Annotated in this window: 13 protein-coding genes; 8 read left to right on the top strand and 5 right to left on the bottom strand. The window is 66.0% G+C overall.

The window, feature by feature from the left end:
* Positions 1–55: 55 nt before the first annotated feature.
* The 3 genes from OH705_RS23135 to OH705_RS23125 form a co-directional block, all read right to left on the bottom strand.
* Positions 56–1,813 (bottom strand): protein-disulfide reductase DsbD, encoded by a 1,758-nt coding sequence (locus OH705_RS23135; protein WP_267303057.1) that lies wholly within the window; start codon positions 1,811–1,813, stop codon positions 56–58.
* Positions 1,814–1,898: 85 nt separating this feature from the next.
* A complete protein-coding gene (locus OH705_RS29410; RefSeq protein WP_376752420.1) occupies positions 1,899–2,678 on the bottom strand; it encodes a methyl-accepting chemotaxis protein in 780 nt (259 codons plus the stop codon).
* Positions 2,679–3,995: 1,317 nt separating this feature from the next.
* Positions 3,996–5,612 (bottom strand): diguanylate cyclase, encoded by a 1,617-nt coding sequence (locus OH705_RS23125; RefSeq protein ID WP_110605542.1) that lies wholly within the window; start codon positions 5,610–5,612, stop codon positions 3,996–3,998.
* Positions 5,613–5,861: 249 nt separating this feature from the next.
* Here OH705_RS23125 and OH705_RS23120 point away from each other — a divergent pair, with 249 nt between their 5' ends.
* The 4 genes from OH705_RS23120 to speA all read left to right on the top strand — a co-directional run bounded on the left by OH705_RS23120 (position 5,862) and on the right by speA (position 10,090).
* The gene (locus tag OH705_RS23120) at positions 5,862–6,929 is read left to right on the top strand and encodes a DUF2333 family protein (protein ID WP_094012484.1); all 1,068 of its coding nucleotides are present in this window, start codon (positions 5,862–5,864) and stop codon (positions 6,927–6,929) included.
* A 1-nt stretch (position 6,930) separates the two neighbouring features.
* The gene (locus OH705_RS23115; protein WP_094012485.1) at positions 6,931–7,467 is read left to right on the top strand and encodes an NUDIX hydrolase; all 537 of its coding nucleotides are present in this window, start codon (positions 6,931–6,933) and stop codon (positions 7,465–7,467) included.
* A 185-nt stretch (positions 7,468–7,652) separates the two neighbouring features.
* Positions 7,653–8,024 carry a translation initiation factor Sui1 gene (locus OH705_RS23110; protein ID WP_023631654.1) on the top strand — a complete coding sequence of 124 codons (372 nt, stop codon included), beginning with the start codon at positions 7,653–7,655 and terminating at the stop codon, positions 8,022–8,024.
* Between the two features lie 152 nt (positions 8,025–8,176).
* Complete coding sequence (speA, locus tag OH705_RS23105) at positions 8,177–10,090, top strand: arginine decarboxylase (protein ID WP_023631655.1); 1,914 nt, start codon at positions 8,177–8,179, stop codon at positions 10,088–10,090.
* Positions 10,091–10,160: 70 nt separating this feature from the next.
* Here speA and OH705_RS23100 read toward each other — a convergent pair whose 3' ends face one another.
* Positions 10,161–11,048, bottom strand: coding sequence for a LysR substrate-binding domain-containing protein (locus tag OH705_RS23100; RefSeq protein WP_094012486.1), 888 nt, complete (start codon positions 11,046–11,048; stop codon positions 10,161–10,163).
* A gap of 78 nt (positions 11,049–11,126) precedes the next feature.
* Between OH705_RS23100 and OH705_RS23095 the strand changes: the two genes are divergently transcribed.
* Complete coding sequence (locus OH705_RS23095; RefSeq protein ID WP_267303055.1) at positions 11,127–11,891, top strand: sulfite exporter TauE/SafE family protein; 765 nt, start codon at positions 11,127–11,129, stop codon at positions 11,889–11,891.
* Here the strand turns inward: OH705_RS23095 and OH705_RS23090 are convergent.
* Entirely contained in the window at positions 11,881–12,195 is a 315-nt protein-coding gene (locus OH705_RS23090) for a putative quinol monooxygenase (protein WP_023631587.1), read from the bottom strand. The two genes, OH705_RS23095 and OH705_RS23090, sit on opposite strands and share 11 nt — an antisense overlap.
* A gap of 158 nt (positions 12,196–12,353) precedes the next feature.
* Between OH705_RS23090 and OH705_RS23085 the strand changes: the two genes are divergently transcribed.
* The 3 genes from OH705_RS23085 to ggt all read left to right on the top strand — a co-directional run bounded on the left by OH705_RS23085 (position 12,354) and on the right by ggt (position 15,765).
* On the top strand, positions 12,354–12,944 hold the full coding sequence (locus tag OH705_RS23085; protein WP_023631586.1) for an NAD(P)H-dependent oxidoreductase: 591 nt from the start codon (positions 12,354–12,356) through the stop codon (positions 12,942–12,944).
* A gap of 138 nt (positions 12,945–13,082) precedes the next feature.
* The gene (locus OH705_RS23080; RefSeq protein ID WP_094012512.1) at positions 13,083–13,979 is read left to right on the top strand and encodes a LysR family transcriptional regulator; all 897 of its coding nucleotides are present in this window, start codon (positions 13,083–13,085) and stop codon (positions 13,977–13,979) included.
* Between the two features lie 118 nt (positions 13,980–14,097).
* A complete protein-coding gene (ggt, locus tag OH705_RS23075; protein ID WP_094012487.1) occupies positions 14,098–15,765 on the top strand; it encodes a gamma-glutamyltransferase in 1,668 nt (555 codons plus the stop codon).
* Positions 15,766–15,836: the final 71 nt, after the last annotated feature.

Below are 15,836 nucleotides of genomic sequence, written 5' to 3'. Positions count from 1 at the left end.
GACCGGATGACTGACTTTGGTCACTCACCAGCGGGTTTTTCAGAGGCTGGGGAAGTTATAGACCGAGTTGGCCGCGCACGCGCGCCAGAATCTGGGCAAAATCGCCGGCGTTTATCTCGCCAATCACCCGATCGCTGGTCATTTCGCTGCCGTTCGCCGCAAAGAACATCAACGCGGGCGGGCCGAACAGGCGGTAGCGGTCGAGCAGGGCGCGTTGTTCGGCATTGCTTTCGGTGATGTCGAAGCGCAGCAGGCGGAAGGCGCCGAGTTGCGCCTCGACCTGCGGCGCGTTGAGCACCTCGTGCTCGATCACCTTGCAGCTGATGCACCAGTCGGCGTACCAGTCGAGCAGCACTGGCTGGCCGGCGGCCTTGGCCTCGGCCAGGGCCGCATCGAGGGCGGCGGGGCTGATGATGGTCTGCCAGGCGTCGGCCTTGGCCGCAGCGGGGCTGCCGGCCACGGTGGGTGGCGGCAGTGGGCGCAGTGGGTCGCCCTGGCCGCTCAGGGCGCCATACCAGCAGGCCAGGGCGTAGACCAGCAGCGCCAGGCCGAGCAGTTGCGCCAGGCGCTGGCGCGGGGTTTTCACCACGAACTCCAGGGCGCCGAGGAACAGCGCCACGCCGGCGGCCAGCAGGCCGATCAGCAGCAGGGTGACGGGCCCCGGCAGCACACGACTGAGCAGGCCGATGGCCAGGCCCAGCAGCAACACGCCGATGGCGTTCTTCACCGTGTTCATCCACGGCCCGCTCTTGGGCAGCCAGGCGGCGCCACCGGTGGCGACCAGCAACAGCGGCGCGCCCATGCCCAGGCCAAGGGCAAACAGTTTCAGGGCGCCGCCCAGCGCGTCGCCGCTGGCGCTGATGTACAGCAGCGCACCGGCCAGCGGTGCCGACACGCAGGGCGAGACCAGCAGGCTGGAGAGTACGCCGAGCACCGCCGCGCCCAGCAGCGAGCCACCCTTGGTGCGATGGGCGAGGCTGTCCAGGCGGCTGCTCAAAGCCTGCGGCAGCTTGAGGTCGAACAGGCCGAACATGGCCAGGGCGAACAGCACGAAGAACGCGGCGAACGGTACCAGCACCCAGGCCGACTGCAGGCGCGCCTGCAGGTTCAGGCCGGCGCCGAACAGGCCCATCAGGGCGCCGAGCACGGCGAAGCTTGCCGCCATCGGCAGCACGTAGGCCAGCGACAGCGACAACCCGCGCAGGCCGCCGACCTGGCCGCGCAGCACCACGCCGGAAAGGATCGGCAGCATCGGCAGCACGCACGGGGTGAAGGTCAGGCCGACACCAGCGAGGAAGAACAGCAGCAGCGACTTCCAGGTCCAGCCCTGCTCGGCGCTTGCCGGCAGCGGGGCGCTCTGGCCGTCGATGCTCAAGCGCGCGGTTTCCGGCGGATAGCACAGGCCCTTGTCGGCGCAGCCCTGGTAACCCACCAGCAGGGTGAAGGCGCGCGGGTCGTTGCGCGGCAGTTCGATGTCGAGCACGCCGTGGTACACCTCGACATCGCCGAAGAACTCGTCGTGCTTGGCCTCGCCCTGGGGGATGTTCGGCGCGCCGAGCTTGATGTCCGCAGGCTCGGTGCGGAACTGGAAGCGGTGGCGGTAGAGGTAATAGCCGTCGGTGGCGACGAAGCGCAGCTTGACGGTCTGGGTGTCGGTCTCGATCAGGCTGAGCTTGAAGGCTTCGTGCACCGGGAGGAAGTCGGCGCTGTTGGACGCGGCGCCGAGGGTGGCGCTGGGGCGGTTGTCGAGCAGGCCGGTGGCGAACGCAGGGCTGGCCAGCAGCAGGAACAACAGGAAAAACAGGCGGCGCATGGCGGACTCGCGAGGTGGAACGTGGCGGCATGATAGCGGACTTGGCAGGGCTATGGGCCATCGCGGGGTAAGCCCCGCGATGCTTTCAGAGCCGGAACGCCCGCACCGCCGTGTTCAACTCACCGCCCAGCTTGAGCAACTGCTCGCCCTGCTCACGCCCTTCGCCAATACGCTGCAGGTTGTCCTCGCCCAGCTCGTGAATCCGCTCGCTGTGATCACGAATCTCGCTCACCGCTCCGGTCTGCTGCGCGGTCACATCGGCAATGCGCACCGCCGTGTCGGAAATAGTGCGGATGGCGCTGACGATCGCCTCCAGCGCACCATCGGCCGACTGTGCCTGGTTGGCCGTGGCCTCGGCGTGCTCCAGCTGGGTGCGCATGCCGTCCACCGAATCGCGGGCGGCTTGCTGCAGGCGGTCGATCAGCGCCTGGATCTCGCCGGTGGCGCCAGTGGTGCGCTGCGCCAGCGAGCGCACTTCGTCGGCCACCACGGCGAAGCCACGGCCCATCTCGCCGGCCCGGGCCGCTTCGATGGCGGCGTTGAGCGCCAGCAGGTTGGTCTGCTCGGCAATCGCGCGGATCACCGTGAGCACGCCACCGATGGTCGCCGACTCTTGCGCCAGTTGCTCGATCATCCGGGCGTTGCCCTGCACCTCGTCGACCAGCGCGCGCAGGCCGGACAGGCTCTGGCCGATCACCGTCTGGCCCTGCTCCACGGCCCGGCCGGCATCGCGGCTGGCCTCGGCGGCGGAGCTGGCATCGCCGGCCACCTGCTGGATGGTCGCCTCCAGCTCGCCCAGGGCGTCGCGGATCTGCGCCGTGTCGCCGGCCTGGCGTTCGGCGCCGTCGTGCAGGGCGCTGCTCATGCCGGCCAGGGCATGGCTGCTGCCGGCCACCTGTTCGGCGTTGTGACGGATGGTGCCGACCAGCTCCACCAGGTACTGGCGCAGGCGGTTCAGCGATTCCTGGATATCGTGCAGCTCGCGGTTGGTGCGGCCCAGGGCGATGGCTTGGGCGAAGTCGCCCTCGGCCCAGCGCGACAGCGCCGGCGCCAGGCTGGTGAGGGTGCGTGCCAGGCGACGTTGCAGGGTATCGATGAGCAGGGCGATCAGCAGGATCAGGCCGATCATCAGGCCCTGGATCAGCCGTACCTCGCCAGCGATGGTGGCGTGCAGGCCGCGAACCTCGGGCTCGAGGCCGGCGATGGCCTGCTGCACCGCCTCCAGGCGCTCACTGGTGCTGGCGGCCAGGCTGGCGCGGCGCTCGATCTGCTCGCGGGTACGCTGCAGTTCGGCAGGGTAGCGGCCGAGCAAGCTGTGCAGCTCGCGCTTCAGGCCCACGGCGACGTCTTCCTGCTCGGCACTGGCTTGCGACTCCAGGCCCATCATAGCGGCGAAGTCATCGGCATTGGATTCGGCGGCGCGGGTCACCCCCAGCAGTGGCAGGCCGTCGATGGCCTGGGCCTGGGCGGCGATCTGCTGTAGTTCGCGGTCCACTTCGTCGGCCAGCTCGGCGCGGCCGCTGCTGACCAGCTTGTCGCGGGCCAGGGACAGACGCCCCAGGTGCAGCGAGGCTTCCAGCAACGGCGTCAGGTAACGACTGGCGTCGGCGCTGCCGCTGTCACGGGCATAGCCGGCCAGTTGCTCGAGGTTTGCCCCCAGCTCCCGTTCGGCTTGCAGCAGCAAGGCCTGGGGATCGCCGGCCAGCTTGCCGGCGGCGAGCAGTTCGTTGGCGGTGAAGCCCTGCAGGCTGTCCAGGCTCGGGCGCAGCTTGGCCGACAGGGGCCCGGGCCAGTCGGCCAGGGCTGCCTGCAATTGCGTGTTGGCCTCCATGGCCGCCGCGTGGCGCAGGGCGTCGCCGCTGCCCAGGTAGGCCTGGATGTTGCGCGCGGCATGGTTCTGGAACTGCTGGGACAGGCCCAGGTAGCGCTCCATCAGTTGATAGGGACGTTCCAGGGCGCGTTGCGACCACCACAGGGTCGCGCCCAGGGCAATACACACGGTCACCAGCAACAGGGTGTTGAAATTGGTCAGCCACTTCAGGCGCATAGCCGCGAACTTCCTGCGGAGGGGGAGTGGAGAAGTCGGGCCTGAAGTTATTGCGATTTTGTGACGAGGTGATGACGACGACGGGTTGGCGCCATAAAAAAGTGGCACAGTGCCGGTATGGTGCCCTGCGATAAGCTAAGGCTCGACCCGCACCACGCAGTTGCGCCCGGCGTGCTTGGCGCGGTACAGCGCCTCGTCCGCGGCGCTGGCCATGGTCAGCGCGTCGAGCTGCTCGTCCAGCTGCACCACCCCGGCGCTGAAGGTGCATTGCAGGTCGTGGGGCTGGGCCGGGTAATGGATCTCGGCAAAGCGTCGACGGATTTCGTCGAGCACCTTGTGCGCCGCTTCCAGTCCGGTATTGGGCATGACGATGGCGAATTCCTCGCCACCGTAGCGACCAATGAAGTCGGTCTTGCGCAGCCGCTGCTTGAGGAACAGCGCCAGGCTCTTGATCACCCGGTCGCCCATGGGGTGGCCGTGGCGGTCGTTGATTTTCTTGAAGTGATCGATGTCGAGCATGGCGAAGCTCAGGGGCTGCACCTCGCGGCGGGCGCGGAAGCTGCAGTCCTCGAGCAGTTGCAGGATGTGGGTGTGGTTGTACAGCCCGGTGAGGCTGTCGCGCACCATCCGTGCCTTGAGGTGGCGGGCGCGGGCGGCGCGGTTGCGCACGGTGGTCACCAGGTGCCGCGAGCGGATCGGCTTGGTCAGGAAGTCGTCGCCGCCCTCGCTCATGGCGTCGAGCTGCTTGTCCAGGTCGTCCTCGGCCGAAAGGTAGATGATCGGCACGCTCACGTAGCGGTCGTTGTGGCGGATCACCTTGGCCAGCTCCGGGCCGGTGCACGCGGGCATGTACATGTCGAGGATGATCAGGTCGGGCTGGAAGTCGGCCAGCTCGCTCATGGTGCGGATCGGCTCGGTGAGGACGCGGGTGATGATCCCGGCGCTGTTGAGCGTTCGCTCGGTGTGCAGGGCCTGGGCCCGGGAGTCGTCGATCACCAGCACGCGGAACGGGTCGTACTGGGTGGCGCTGGTCAGCAGTTCGAGCTTCTCCAGCAGGCTGGAGGCGTCCAGGGTGCCGGTGAGGAACTCCTGGCCGCCAGCGCGTACCGCGGCCAGGCGGGTCGGGGTGTCGGTTTCATGCAGGCTGAAGAACAGTAGCGGCACCGGATGTTCCAGGCCTTGCTGGGCTTTCGCCGCCAGTTGCAGGCCGATGCCGGCGCCGGTGAAGTCGACGTCCATGACGATCGCCGACGGCAGGCGCTCGCTCATCGACGCCTGGAACGCCTCGGCGCTGCACAGCGCCTGCACGCTGAGGCCGAAGAACTCCAGCTGCTGGGCCAGGCGTTCGGCGCGGTCGTGGTCCTGCAGCACGATGTACACCGGTTTGCGCAGCGGCGGCAGAGGCACGTTGTCGAGCTGGTCGCCCTTGCGCAGGCCGGTGCGTGACAGGCGCTGCATGAGGCGGTTGAGTTCGCTGATCAGTTCCGAGTTCAGGCGAGCGCTGTTGGCTTCGATGGCGCGCAGGGTCTGGCCGATGGCCGTGGACAGGCTGCCATGCTCGGGCTGTTCGAAGCGTTCGGCATAGCGCTGCAGGCGCAGGTTGGCCTCGCACAGTTCGCCCAGGTCGCCGCTGGACCACTCGCCACGCTGCAGGCGCTGCCAGATTTCGAGGATCTGCCGGGCCTGGTGGATCACCCGCTGGGCAAAATGCTGCTTGAGGCGTTCGTGGCTCGGCTCGGCTGGCTGGGTCATGTCCTGACTACTTATGAGTGGGAGGGCGCAGGTTCAATGATGGCTCTATGCTAGCACCGCTTTTCCGACAAGCGAGTGCCTCGGGTCAACAAAGTGTTAAGGGACGGTAATTCAGTTGCTGACCTGTTGGTCGCTTATACGAATGGCGGTGTCTGCTTTATAGTGCTGCCACCTGGGTTTGTCGTGGCACCCTGGCCGAGGCCTGTGGTCCAAACCCTGAACCGTTCGTGACTGATTAAGGACAATGCCATGCTGGATTGGAAAAACCGCGAGGCCAAGGCCGAGCCCCGCGAGCGGGTCGAAACCCGCGGCGCCGCTACCCGTAGCTATGTTGGTGGCCTGTGGAGCCGTGCCCTGGGCACCCTGATCGGCCTCTACCTGCTGGTGTGCATCGGCCTGGGCTGGTACTGGAGCCAGGAGCCCGAGCTGTTCCCGGTGCAGCAGAACGCCCAGGCCGCCGCCGAGCGCAACGGCCAGCAGATGGTGATCGGCTACACCACCATCGAAACCCTCAAGACCGTCGCCGGCACCCTGCTCGACAAGCCGGGTGGCTACATCTCCAACGACCGTTTCCCCCCAGGGCTGTGGATGGACAACATGCCGAGCTGGGAATACGGCGTGCTGGTCCAGGTGCGTGACCTGTCCCGCGCCCTGCGCAAGGACTTCGCCCGGTCGCAGTCGCAATCGACCGAGGACGCCGACCTGGCCAAGGCCGAGCCGCGCTTCAACTTCGACAACAAGAGCTGGATCCTGCCGTCGAGCGAGTCGGAGTTCGAAGAGGGCATCAAGTCGCTGAACCGCTATCAGGTGCGCCTGGCCAAGGGCGACCAGGGCGCGATCTTCTACACCCGCGCCGACAACCTGAACAACTGGCTGGGCGACGTCGCCACCCGCCTGGGCTCGCTGTCGCAGCGCTTGTCGGCCAGTGTTGGCCGGGTCAAGCTCAACAACACCCTGAAGACCGAATCCGTGGCCCCGGGCCAGGCGCCACAGGTCGACGAGGAAGTGGTCGAGACCCCATGGCTGCAGATCGACAACGTGTTCTACGAAGCCCGTGGCCAGGCCTGGGCGCTGTCGCACCTGCTGCGCGCCATCGAGGTCGACTTCGCCGACGTGCTGGCGAAGAAGAACGCCACGGTCAGCGTGCGGCAGATCATCCGCGAGCTGGAAGCCTCGCAGGAAGCGCTGTGGAGCCCGATGGTGCTCAACGGCAGTGGTTTCGGCATGTGGGCCAACCACTCGCTGGTGATGGCCAACTACATCTCCCGGGCCAACGCTGCGGTCATCGACCTGCGCCAACTGCTGTCCCAGGGCTGAGATGCCGGTCAATCCTGCCGAGGTCGCGCACCGCGCGGCCTCCGACGCCGAGCTGGTGGCCTGGGTCGATGAGCATGACCAACTGCTCGGCGCCCTGCCACGGGCTGAATTGCGCGAGCGCGGCCTGATCGGGCGCTGCACCTTCATCCTGCTGTTCAACAGCGCAGGCGACTTGTGCGTGCACCGGCGCACCCTGAGCAAGGCGCTGTATCCCGGCTACTGGGATGTGGCGGCGGGGGGAATGGTCGGGGTGCAGGAGTCCTATGCCGAATCCGCGGCCCGGGAGCTGGCCGAGGAATTGGGAGTGAGCGGCGTCGAGCTGCGCTTCCACGAGACGTTCTACTTCGAGCAGCCGGGCAACCGCCTGTGGGGCGCCGTGTTTTCCGCGGTGTGGGATGGGGCGTTGCGCCTGCAGCCCGAGGAGGTCAGCGAGGCGCGGTTCATCAGTGTCGAGCAGGCCCTGGCGGAAAGTGCAACGCTGCCGTATTGCCCGGACTCGCTGGTGGCGTTGCAGCGCTATCAGGCTGCCCCGCAATGAAGTCGCAAAACTTTCGTAAAATGGCGCAATCCTGTACTTAGCAACAGGCGGATTTATCGTTACACTGCGCGCCCTTTTCGGGCTGCCGCACAACCTTGCGGCAGTAAGCGCCGCCCCTGCCAGAGTGGGGCATCGCGGTCGGCTCCCGCCGACCAGTTTTTTGTCCTCGGCACAGAGGAACAAAAGTGGCCAAGAAAGCTTCTTCCTTTTCCGCCCTGGGCGGTCTCGTCTTTTCCACCGATGCCGGTCGGCACTGTCCCGACTGCAGCAAACCGGTGGACGACTGTATCTGCAAGCAGCAGGTCATCCCCGAGGGGGATGGCATTGCCCGCGTGCGCCGTGAAAGCAAAGGCCGTGGCGGCAAGACCGTGACCACCATCACGGGCGTCCCCCTGGCCTTGGAACCGCTCAAGGAGCTCGCCAGCACGCTCAAGCGTCGTTGCGGCACCGGCGGCGCGCTCAAGGACGGGGTCATTGAAATCCAGGGCGATCACGTCGAGCTGTTGCTCGCCGAGCTGATCAAGCAGGGTTTCAAGGCGAAGAAATCCGGCGGCTGAGTGCAGCCGCGCGATTTTTTGCCCAGCGCTTTCTAAACTCGTTCCCGTGGGCAGGGTCTATGCCTGACACGGAAGAATCGTCATTTTCAGTATTTACACTGCCAGCGCCCCGAGGTGGGGCAGTGTTTCGACTTTTCATACAGGGGACTTGAATGTCCGTACGACGCACACGCAAAGACGATGGTAGCCAGTGGACCGTGGCCGACAGCCGCAGTGTTTATGGCATCCGCCATTGGGGCGCAGGTTATTTCGCCATCAATGACGCCGGGCGCGTCGAAGTGCGCCCCAACGGCCCGGACAGCGCGCCGATCGACCTCTTCGAACAGGTCCAGGAACTGCGCCAGAGCGGCCTGTCGCTGCCGCTGCTGGTGCGTTTCCCCGACATCCTGCAGGACCGCGTGCGCCAGCTGACCGGCGCCTTCGACGCCAACATCGCCCGCCTCGAGTACCAGAGCCAGTACACCGCCCTGTACCCGATCAAGGTCAACCAGCAGGAAGCGGTGGTCGAGAACATCATCGCCACCCAGAACGTCTCCATCGGCCTGGAAGCCGGCTCCAAGCCCGAGCTGCTGGCGGTGCTGGCGCTGGCGCCGAAGGGCGGCACCATCGTCTGCAACGGCTACAAGGACCGCGAGTTCATCCGCCTGGCGCTGATGGGCCAGAAGCTTGGCCACAACGTGTTCATCGTGATCGAGAAAGAGTCCGAGGTCGCCCTGGTGATCGAGGAGGCCGCGGAGCTCAAGGTCAAGCCACAGGTCGGCCTGCGCGTGCGCCTGTCGTCGCTGGCGTCGAGCAAGTGGGCCGACACCGGCGGCGAGAAATCCAAGTTCGGCCTGTCTGCCGCCCAGCTGATCTCGGTGGTGCAGCGTTTCCGTGACGCCGGGCTCGACCAGGGCATCCGCCTGCTGCACTTCCACATGGGCTCGCAGATCGCCAACCTGGCCGACTACCAGCACGGCTTCAAGGAAGCCATCCGCTACTACGGCGAATTGCGCGCCCTGGGCCTGCCGGTCGATCACATCGACGTCGGCGGCGGCCTGGGTGTCGACTACGACGGCACCCACTCGCGCAACGCCAGCTCGATCAACTACGACATGGACGACTACGCCGGCGTGGTGGTCGGGATGCTCAAAGAGTTCTGCGACGCGCAGGGCCTGCCGCACCCGCACATCTTCTCCGAGAGCGGCCGCTCGCTCACCGCGCACCACGCCATGCTGGTGATCCAGGTAACCGACGTCGAGAGTCACAACGACGAAGTGCCGACCATCGAAAACAAGGAAAGCCTGCCCGAGACCGTGCAGTGGCTGGCCGACCTGCTCGGCCCGACCGATATCGAGATGGTCACCGAGACCTACTGGCGCGCCACCCACTACATGGGCGACGTGGCCGCGCAGTACGCCGACGGCAAGCTGACCCTGGCCGAGAAGGCCCTGGCCGAGCAGTGCTACTTCGCCGTGTGCCGGCGCCTGCACAACTCGCTCAAGGCTCGTCAGCGCTCGCACCGCCAGGTGCTGGACGAACTCAACGACAAGCTGGCCGACAAGTACATCTGCAACTTCTCGGTGTTCCAGAGCCTGCCCGACACCTGGGCCATCGGCCAGGTGCTGCCGATCATCCCGCTGCACCGCCTGGACGAAGAGCCGCTGCGCCGCGCCGTGCTGCAGGACCTGACCTGTGACTCCGACGGCAAGATCAACCAGTACGTCGACGAGCAGAGCATCGAGACCAGCATGCCGGTGCACGCGGTCAAGGAAGGTGAGGACTACCTGCTCGGCGTGTTCCTGGTCGGCGCCTACCAGGAGATCCTCGGCGACATGCACAACCTGTTCGGTGACACCGACTCGGTGAACATCTACCAGAACGCCGATGGCAGCGTGTACCACGCCGGTATCGAGACCCACGACACCATCGAGGACATGCTGCGCTACGTGCATCTGTCGCCGGAGGAGTTGATGACCCACTACCGCGACAAGGTCGCCAGCGCCAGGATCACCGCCCGCGAGCGTACCCAGTACCTCGACGCGCTGCGCCTGGGGCTGACCCGGTCCTCGTACCTGTCGTCCTGATCGTGCCCGGGTCGCCATGCGGCCCTTTGGCACAGGTGCCGCCACGGGTGATCACCTGTGGCGGCAGCCTTCAGGCGCTGCTGCCCAAGCGCTCGACAAGCAGGGCGGCGTAGCCAGGCAACGCACTGAAATCCCGCGAGCACAGCAACAAGCTGCGTTTCGCCCAGGCCTCCTGCAAGGCGACCCAGCGCAGCGGCAAGCTGTGCTCCCAGCGGCGCACCGAGGTCAACGGGACCACGGCCACCCCCGCGCCACCTCCGACCATCCTGATCACCCCATCGAATCCTTCGGCGCGAACGCGCACCTGCATCCGTTTGCCGAGACGCAGGGCCTGTTCCTCCAGATGCAGCGCCAGGGCGCTGTCGGCACCCAGCCCCACATATCCATGGGCAAGGCTGGCGTTGAAGTCTGCCTGGTCGCTGGCCGCCAGCGGGTGCTCGCGCGGCATCACCAGCACCAGTGGATCGTCGCGAAACGGTAGGGTCTGCAGGGTTGCGCAGGGCGCGGCATTCGAGACGATACCCAGGTCCGCCATGCCCTGGCTGATCGCCTGGACGATATGCAGGCTGGGCAGTTCCTGGATATCCACGCTCACCCCCGGATGCTCGGCCAGGTAGCTCGCCAGCAGCTCCGGCAGGTACTCGGTCAGCGCCGCGGTGTTGCACAGCAGGCGCACCTGGCCTTGCAGGCCGTGGGCGTATTGCCCGAGGTCGAACTGCAGGCGCTCGACCTGCTGCGCGATCAGCCGCGCATGCTGCAGCAGGGCCTGGCCGGCGGGCGTGGGTAGCACGCCGCGGCGGTTGCGTTCGAGCAAAGGAATGCCCAGCGAGGCCTCCATGGCGCGAATGCGCGCACTGGCGGCCGGCAGCGAGAGGTGGCTGCGCCGGGCGCCGGCGGTGATGTTGCCGCTTTCAAGGGTGTGCTGGAACAGCTTGAGGTCGATCAGGTCGAAATGCATCTGCCTCTGTCCTGGCAAGAGTCTGCCTGAGTATATGGCAGATTTTCAGCGCGCTTGCCGCACGGCAGGATGGTGGTCATGAATACCTTCCTGGCTTTTTATCAGAACATCGGCCCGGCGCTGTCATTGCTGGTGATCCTGACCTTCTTCCTGGCCGGCGCGGTCAAGGGTGTCATCGGCCTGGGGTTGCCGACCGTCGCCATGGGATTGCTTGGCCTGGCTATGGCTCCGGCGCAGGCAGCGGCGCTGCTGATCGTGCCATCGACCTTGACCAACCTCTGGCAGCTGGCGGCCGGTGGCCACCTGCTCGCGCTGCTGCGCCGCCTGGGCGGGATGCTGACGATGATCTTCATCGGCACCCTGCTGGGCAGCGTCTGGCTGGGGATCGACAGCGGTCCGTGGGCGGCCCATGGCCTGGGCGCCGCTTTGCTGGTCTATGCCCTCTATGGGGTGGTCGGCCCAGGGCTGCGCGTGGCACCGGCCATGGAGGCCTGGCTGGGGCCGCTCTGCGGGTTGCTCACGGGCGTGGTGACGGCCGCCACCGGCGTGTTCGTCATGCCCGCGGTGCCCTACCTGCAGGGCCTGGGCCTGAGCCGCGACGAGCTGGTCCAGGCGCTGGGCCTGTCGTTCACCGTCTCGACCCTTGCACTGGCGGTCGGCCTGGCCGGGCAGGACGCCCTGGGTGGCCAGGCCCTGGGGGCTTCACTGCTGGTGTTGGCACCGGCTTTGCTGGGCATGTTCGCCGGCCAGTGGCTGCGCGGACGGATCAGCGCAGCGCTGTTCAAGCGCTGCTTCTTCATCGGCCTTGCGCTGCTGGGCGGGCACCTGCTGGTCAACGGCTAGCGGAAGAGGCGCTGAGCATGTCGATCATCTGGATATCGAAATCGCGCTCCAGGTAATCCATGCGTTTTTCGAAGAAGGCACGCATATGTGGCAGTGCCGAATGCTCGTCCAGCGCGTCCTTGCTGGCCCACACCTCGAAGAACACGAACAGGCTCGGGTCTGCCTTGTCGCGCAGCATGTGGTACTCGATGCAGCCCGGTTCCTGGCGGCTCGGCTCCACGTAAGGACGGAACAGTTGTTCGAAGGCCTCGGCCTGCTCCGGGCGGGTCTTGGCTTTGAGAATGAAAGCGTATTGCTCGGTCATGGGAAAACGCTCTGTAAGGGGAGTGAGCAAATTCTAAATCAACAATATGCTTACCATTCGTGATTTCCAGGCAAAAGAATTTTGCCCTGCCCTGGCTGTTTCCCCGCCGCCTGGTTGCCTAACCTGCCGGCAACTTCACTTACAGGGCTGACCCTCCCATGAAAAAGATTCTCCTGCTCAACGGCGGTAAACGCTTCGCCCATTCCGACGGCCGTCTCAACCAGACCCTGCACGATGCCGCACTGGCCCATCTGGACCGCGCCGGTTTCGATGTGCGGGAAACCTTCATCGACGGCGGCTACGACGTCCAGGCCGAGGTGGAGAAGTTCCTCTGGGCGGATGTAGTGATCTACCAGATGCCCGGTTGGTGGATGGGCGCGCCTTGGACTGTGAAGAAGTACATCGACGACGTGTTCACCGCCGGCCACGGCAGCCTGTACGCCAACGATGGCCGTACCCGTTCGGACGCCTCGCAGAAGTACGGCAGCGGCGGCCTGGTGCAGGGCAAGCAATACATGCTGTCGCTGACCTGGAACGCGCCGCAGCAGGCGTTCGATGACCCCAGCGATTTTTTCGAGGGCAAGGGCGTGGACGCGGTGTACTTCCCGTTCCACAAGGCCAACCAGTTCCTCGGCATGAGCGGGTTGCCGACCTTCCTCGCCGTCGATGTGATGAAGCGGCCGGATGTGCCAGCGGCGCTGGCGGCCTATGAGCAGCATCTGGACCAGGTGTTTGGCAAGGCTCAATGACAGCGCGGCTCCAACTGTCTTGTTGTTCCTGCACGGGCCTCTCGCCGGCAAGCCGGCGAAAGGGGCGCGTAGCGGCCCCTTGCGCGGTTGCTGTCCAACCGCTATGAATCACGGCATCCACCTGCCAAGGCCATCCGCGTGAAAACCCGATCCGAAGAACTCCAGGTATTTGTCGCCGTCATCGACAGCGGCTCGATCTCCGCCGCCGCGGAGCAGATCGGCCAGACGCCCTCCGCAGTCAGCCGCACCCTGTCGCGCCTGGAAAGCAAGCTCGGCACCACGCTGGTCAACCGCACCACGCGGCGCATGGACCTGACCGAGGAAGGGCGCTTCTTCCTGCAGCGCGCCCGGGCGATCCTCGAGCAGATGGACGACATGGAAGAGCGCCTCTCGCTGAACCGCCAGACCCCGACCGGGCGCCTGCGCATCAACGCCGCCGCGCCGTTCATGCTGCACGCGATCCTGCCGTGGATCGGCGAGTTCCGTCAGCAGTACCCTGGCATCGAGCTGGAACTGAACACCGACGACCTGATCATCGACCTGCTGGAGCAAAGCACCGACGTGGCCATCCGCATCGGCGAACTGGCCGACTCCAGCCTGCATGCCCGTTCGCTCGGCTGCAGCCCGGTGCAGGTGCTTGCCAGCCCCGACTACCTGGCCCGGCATGGCACGCCGCAGCGGGTCGAGGATCTCGAGGCCCATTGCCTGCTCGGCTTTAGCACCCTCGAGTCGCTCAACCAGTGGCCACTGCGCCATGCCCAGGGCGACCGCTGGGCGATCCGCCCGCAGCTGGTCGCCTCGAGCGGCGAGACCTTGCGTCAGCTGGCCATCGCCGGCGAGGGCATGGTCAGCCTGTCGCACTTCATGACCCACGAGGACATCCGCGCCGGCCGGCTGAACGTGATCCTCGCCGAGCACAACAATGGCTATCGCCAGCCGATCCACGCGGTCTACTACCGCAATACCCAGCTGGCCCTGCGCATCCAGTGCTTTCTCGATTTCATCCAGAAAAAGCTGGCGGTCTATGCCTGCTGAGTTGCCTGAACGCGACAGGGTCTGCCCGTCGGCGGCGTGAAACGACCGGGGTGTTTGCTTAGTGACAGGGCTTCGGCCTTAATGACTGATCAACAAAAACAACACCAAGGAAGTGCGCATGCGTATTGTCATGTTCCAGCCCCTGGCCCTCGGGGCCGCGATCCTGAGCTGCTCCTCCGCCTTTGCCGTGACGCTTGAAGGCGGCGCGGTGGCCGCGCCTGATCAATATGGCGCACAGGTGGCCGCCGACATCCTCAAGAAGGGCGGCAACGCGGTGGACGCCGCCGTCGCCACCGCCTTCACCCTGGCGGTGACCTACCCCGAGGCTGGCAACATCGGCGGCGGTGGCTTCATGACCCTGTTCGTCGACGGCAAACCCTACTTCCTCGACTACCGCGAAGTGGCGCCCAAGGCCGCGACCAAGACCATGTACCTGGACGACAAGGGCGAGGTGATCGAGAACCTCAGCCTGGTCGGCGTGCGCGCTGCCGGTGTGCCGGGCACGGTGATGGGGCTGTGGGAGGCACACCAGAAGTTCGGCAAGCTCAAGTGGAGCGAGCTGCTGACCCCGGCCATCGGCTATGCGCACAACGGTTTCAAGATTGCCCAGAAGCAGTACCAGTACCGTGATGACGCCCAGGGCCTGTTCAAGACCGCGACCAACTTCAACGACTACTTCGGCAGCATGAAAGTCGGCGAGCTGTTCAAGCAGCCGGAGCTGGCGCAGACCCTCGAGCGTATTGCCGACAAGGGCGTCAGCGAGTTCTACCAGGGCAAGACCGCCGACTTGCTGGTGGCGCAGATGCAGGCCGACAAGGGCCTGATCAGCAAGGACGACCTCAAGGACTACAAGGCCGTGTGGCGCGACCCGATCGCCATCAACTGGCGCGGCAACGTGGTCTACACCGCGCCGCCGCCAAGCTCAGGCGGCGTCGCCCTGGCCCAGCTGCTGGGCATCAAGGAAGACCGCGCGGCGGACTTCAAGGGCGTCGAGCACAACTCCGCCAAGTACATCCACCTGCTGGCCGAGATCGAGAAGCGCGTGTTCGCCGACCGCGCCGACTATCTCGGTGATCCGGCCTTCACCAAGGTTCCGGTCGACCAGCTGGTGGCCAAGGATTACCTGGCCAAGCGTGCCGCCCAGGTCAACCCGAACGCGATTTCCGCAACCGACCAGGTCAAGCCGGGGCTGGAACCGCACCAGACCACCCACTTCTCCATCGTCGACAAGCAGGGCAACGCGGTGAGCAACACCTACACCCTCAACCTCGACTACGGCAGCGGCGTGGTGGTCAAGGGCGCGGGCTTCCTGCTCAACGACGAGATGGACGACTTCAGCGCCAAGCCGGGCGCGGCCAACGCCTTTGGCGTGGTCGGCGGCGACGCCAATGCCATCGCGCCGGGCAAGCGCATGCTCTCGTCGATGAGCCCGAGCCTGGTGGCGCGTGACGGCAAGGTGGTGCTGGTGCTGGGCACCCCGGGCGGTTCGCGGATCTTCACCTCGATCTTCCAGGTGATGAACAACCTGTACGACTTCGGCATGCCGCTGGAGAAAGCCGTGGCGGCGCAGCGCGTGCATCACCAGTTGCTGCCCAAGGACACCATCTACTTCGACAGCTATGCGCCGCTCAAGGGGCAGGTGGCTGACGACCTGAAGAAGATGGGCTACGTGCTGGAGGACCAGGGCTGGGAGATGGGCGACATCCAGGCGATCCGGGTCACCGGCGAGAAGCTGGAGACGGCGTCTGATCCGCGCGGGCGCGGGGTGGGGATGATCGTCAAGTAACCCGAGGCAGAAATGATCGCGGGGCAAGCCCGCTCCCACGAATCTGTGGGAGCGGGCTTGCCCCGCGATGC

Origin of the sequence: Pseudomonas sp. BJa3 (assembly GCF_026343815.1) — a bacterium.
Taxonomy (GTDB): Bacteria; Pseudomonadota; Gammaproteobacteria; order Pseudomonadales; family Pseudomonadaceae; genus Aquipseudomonas; species Aquipseudomonas soli.
Note: the sequence above shows the minus strand (reverse complement) of the source record. Positions and strands in the feature narration are given on the sequence as shown.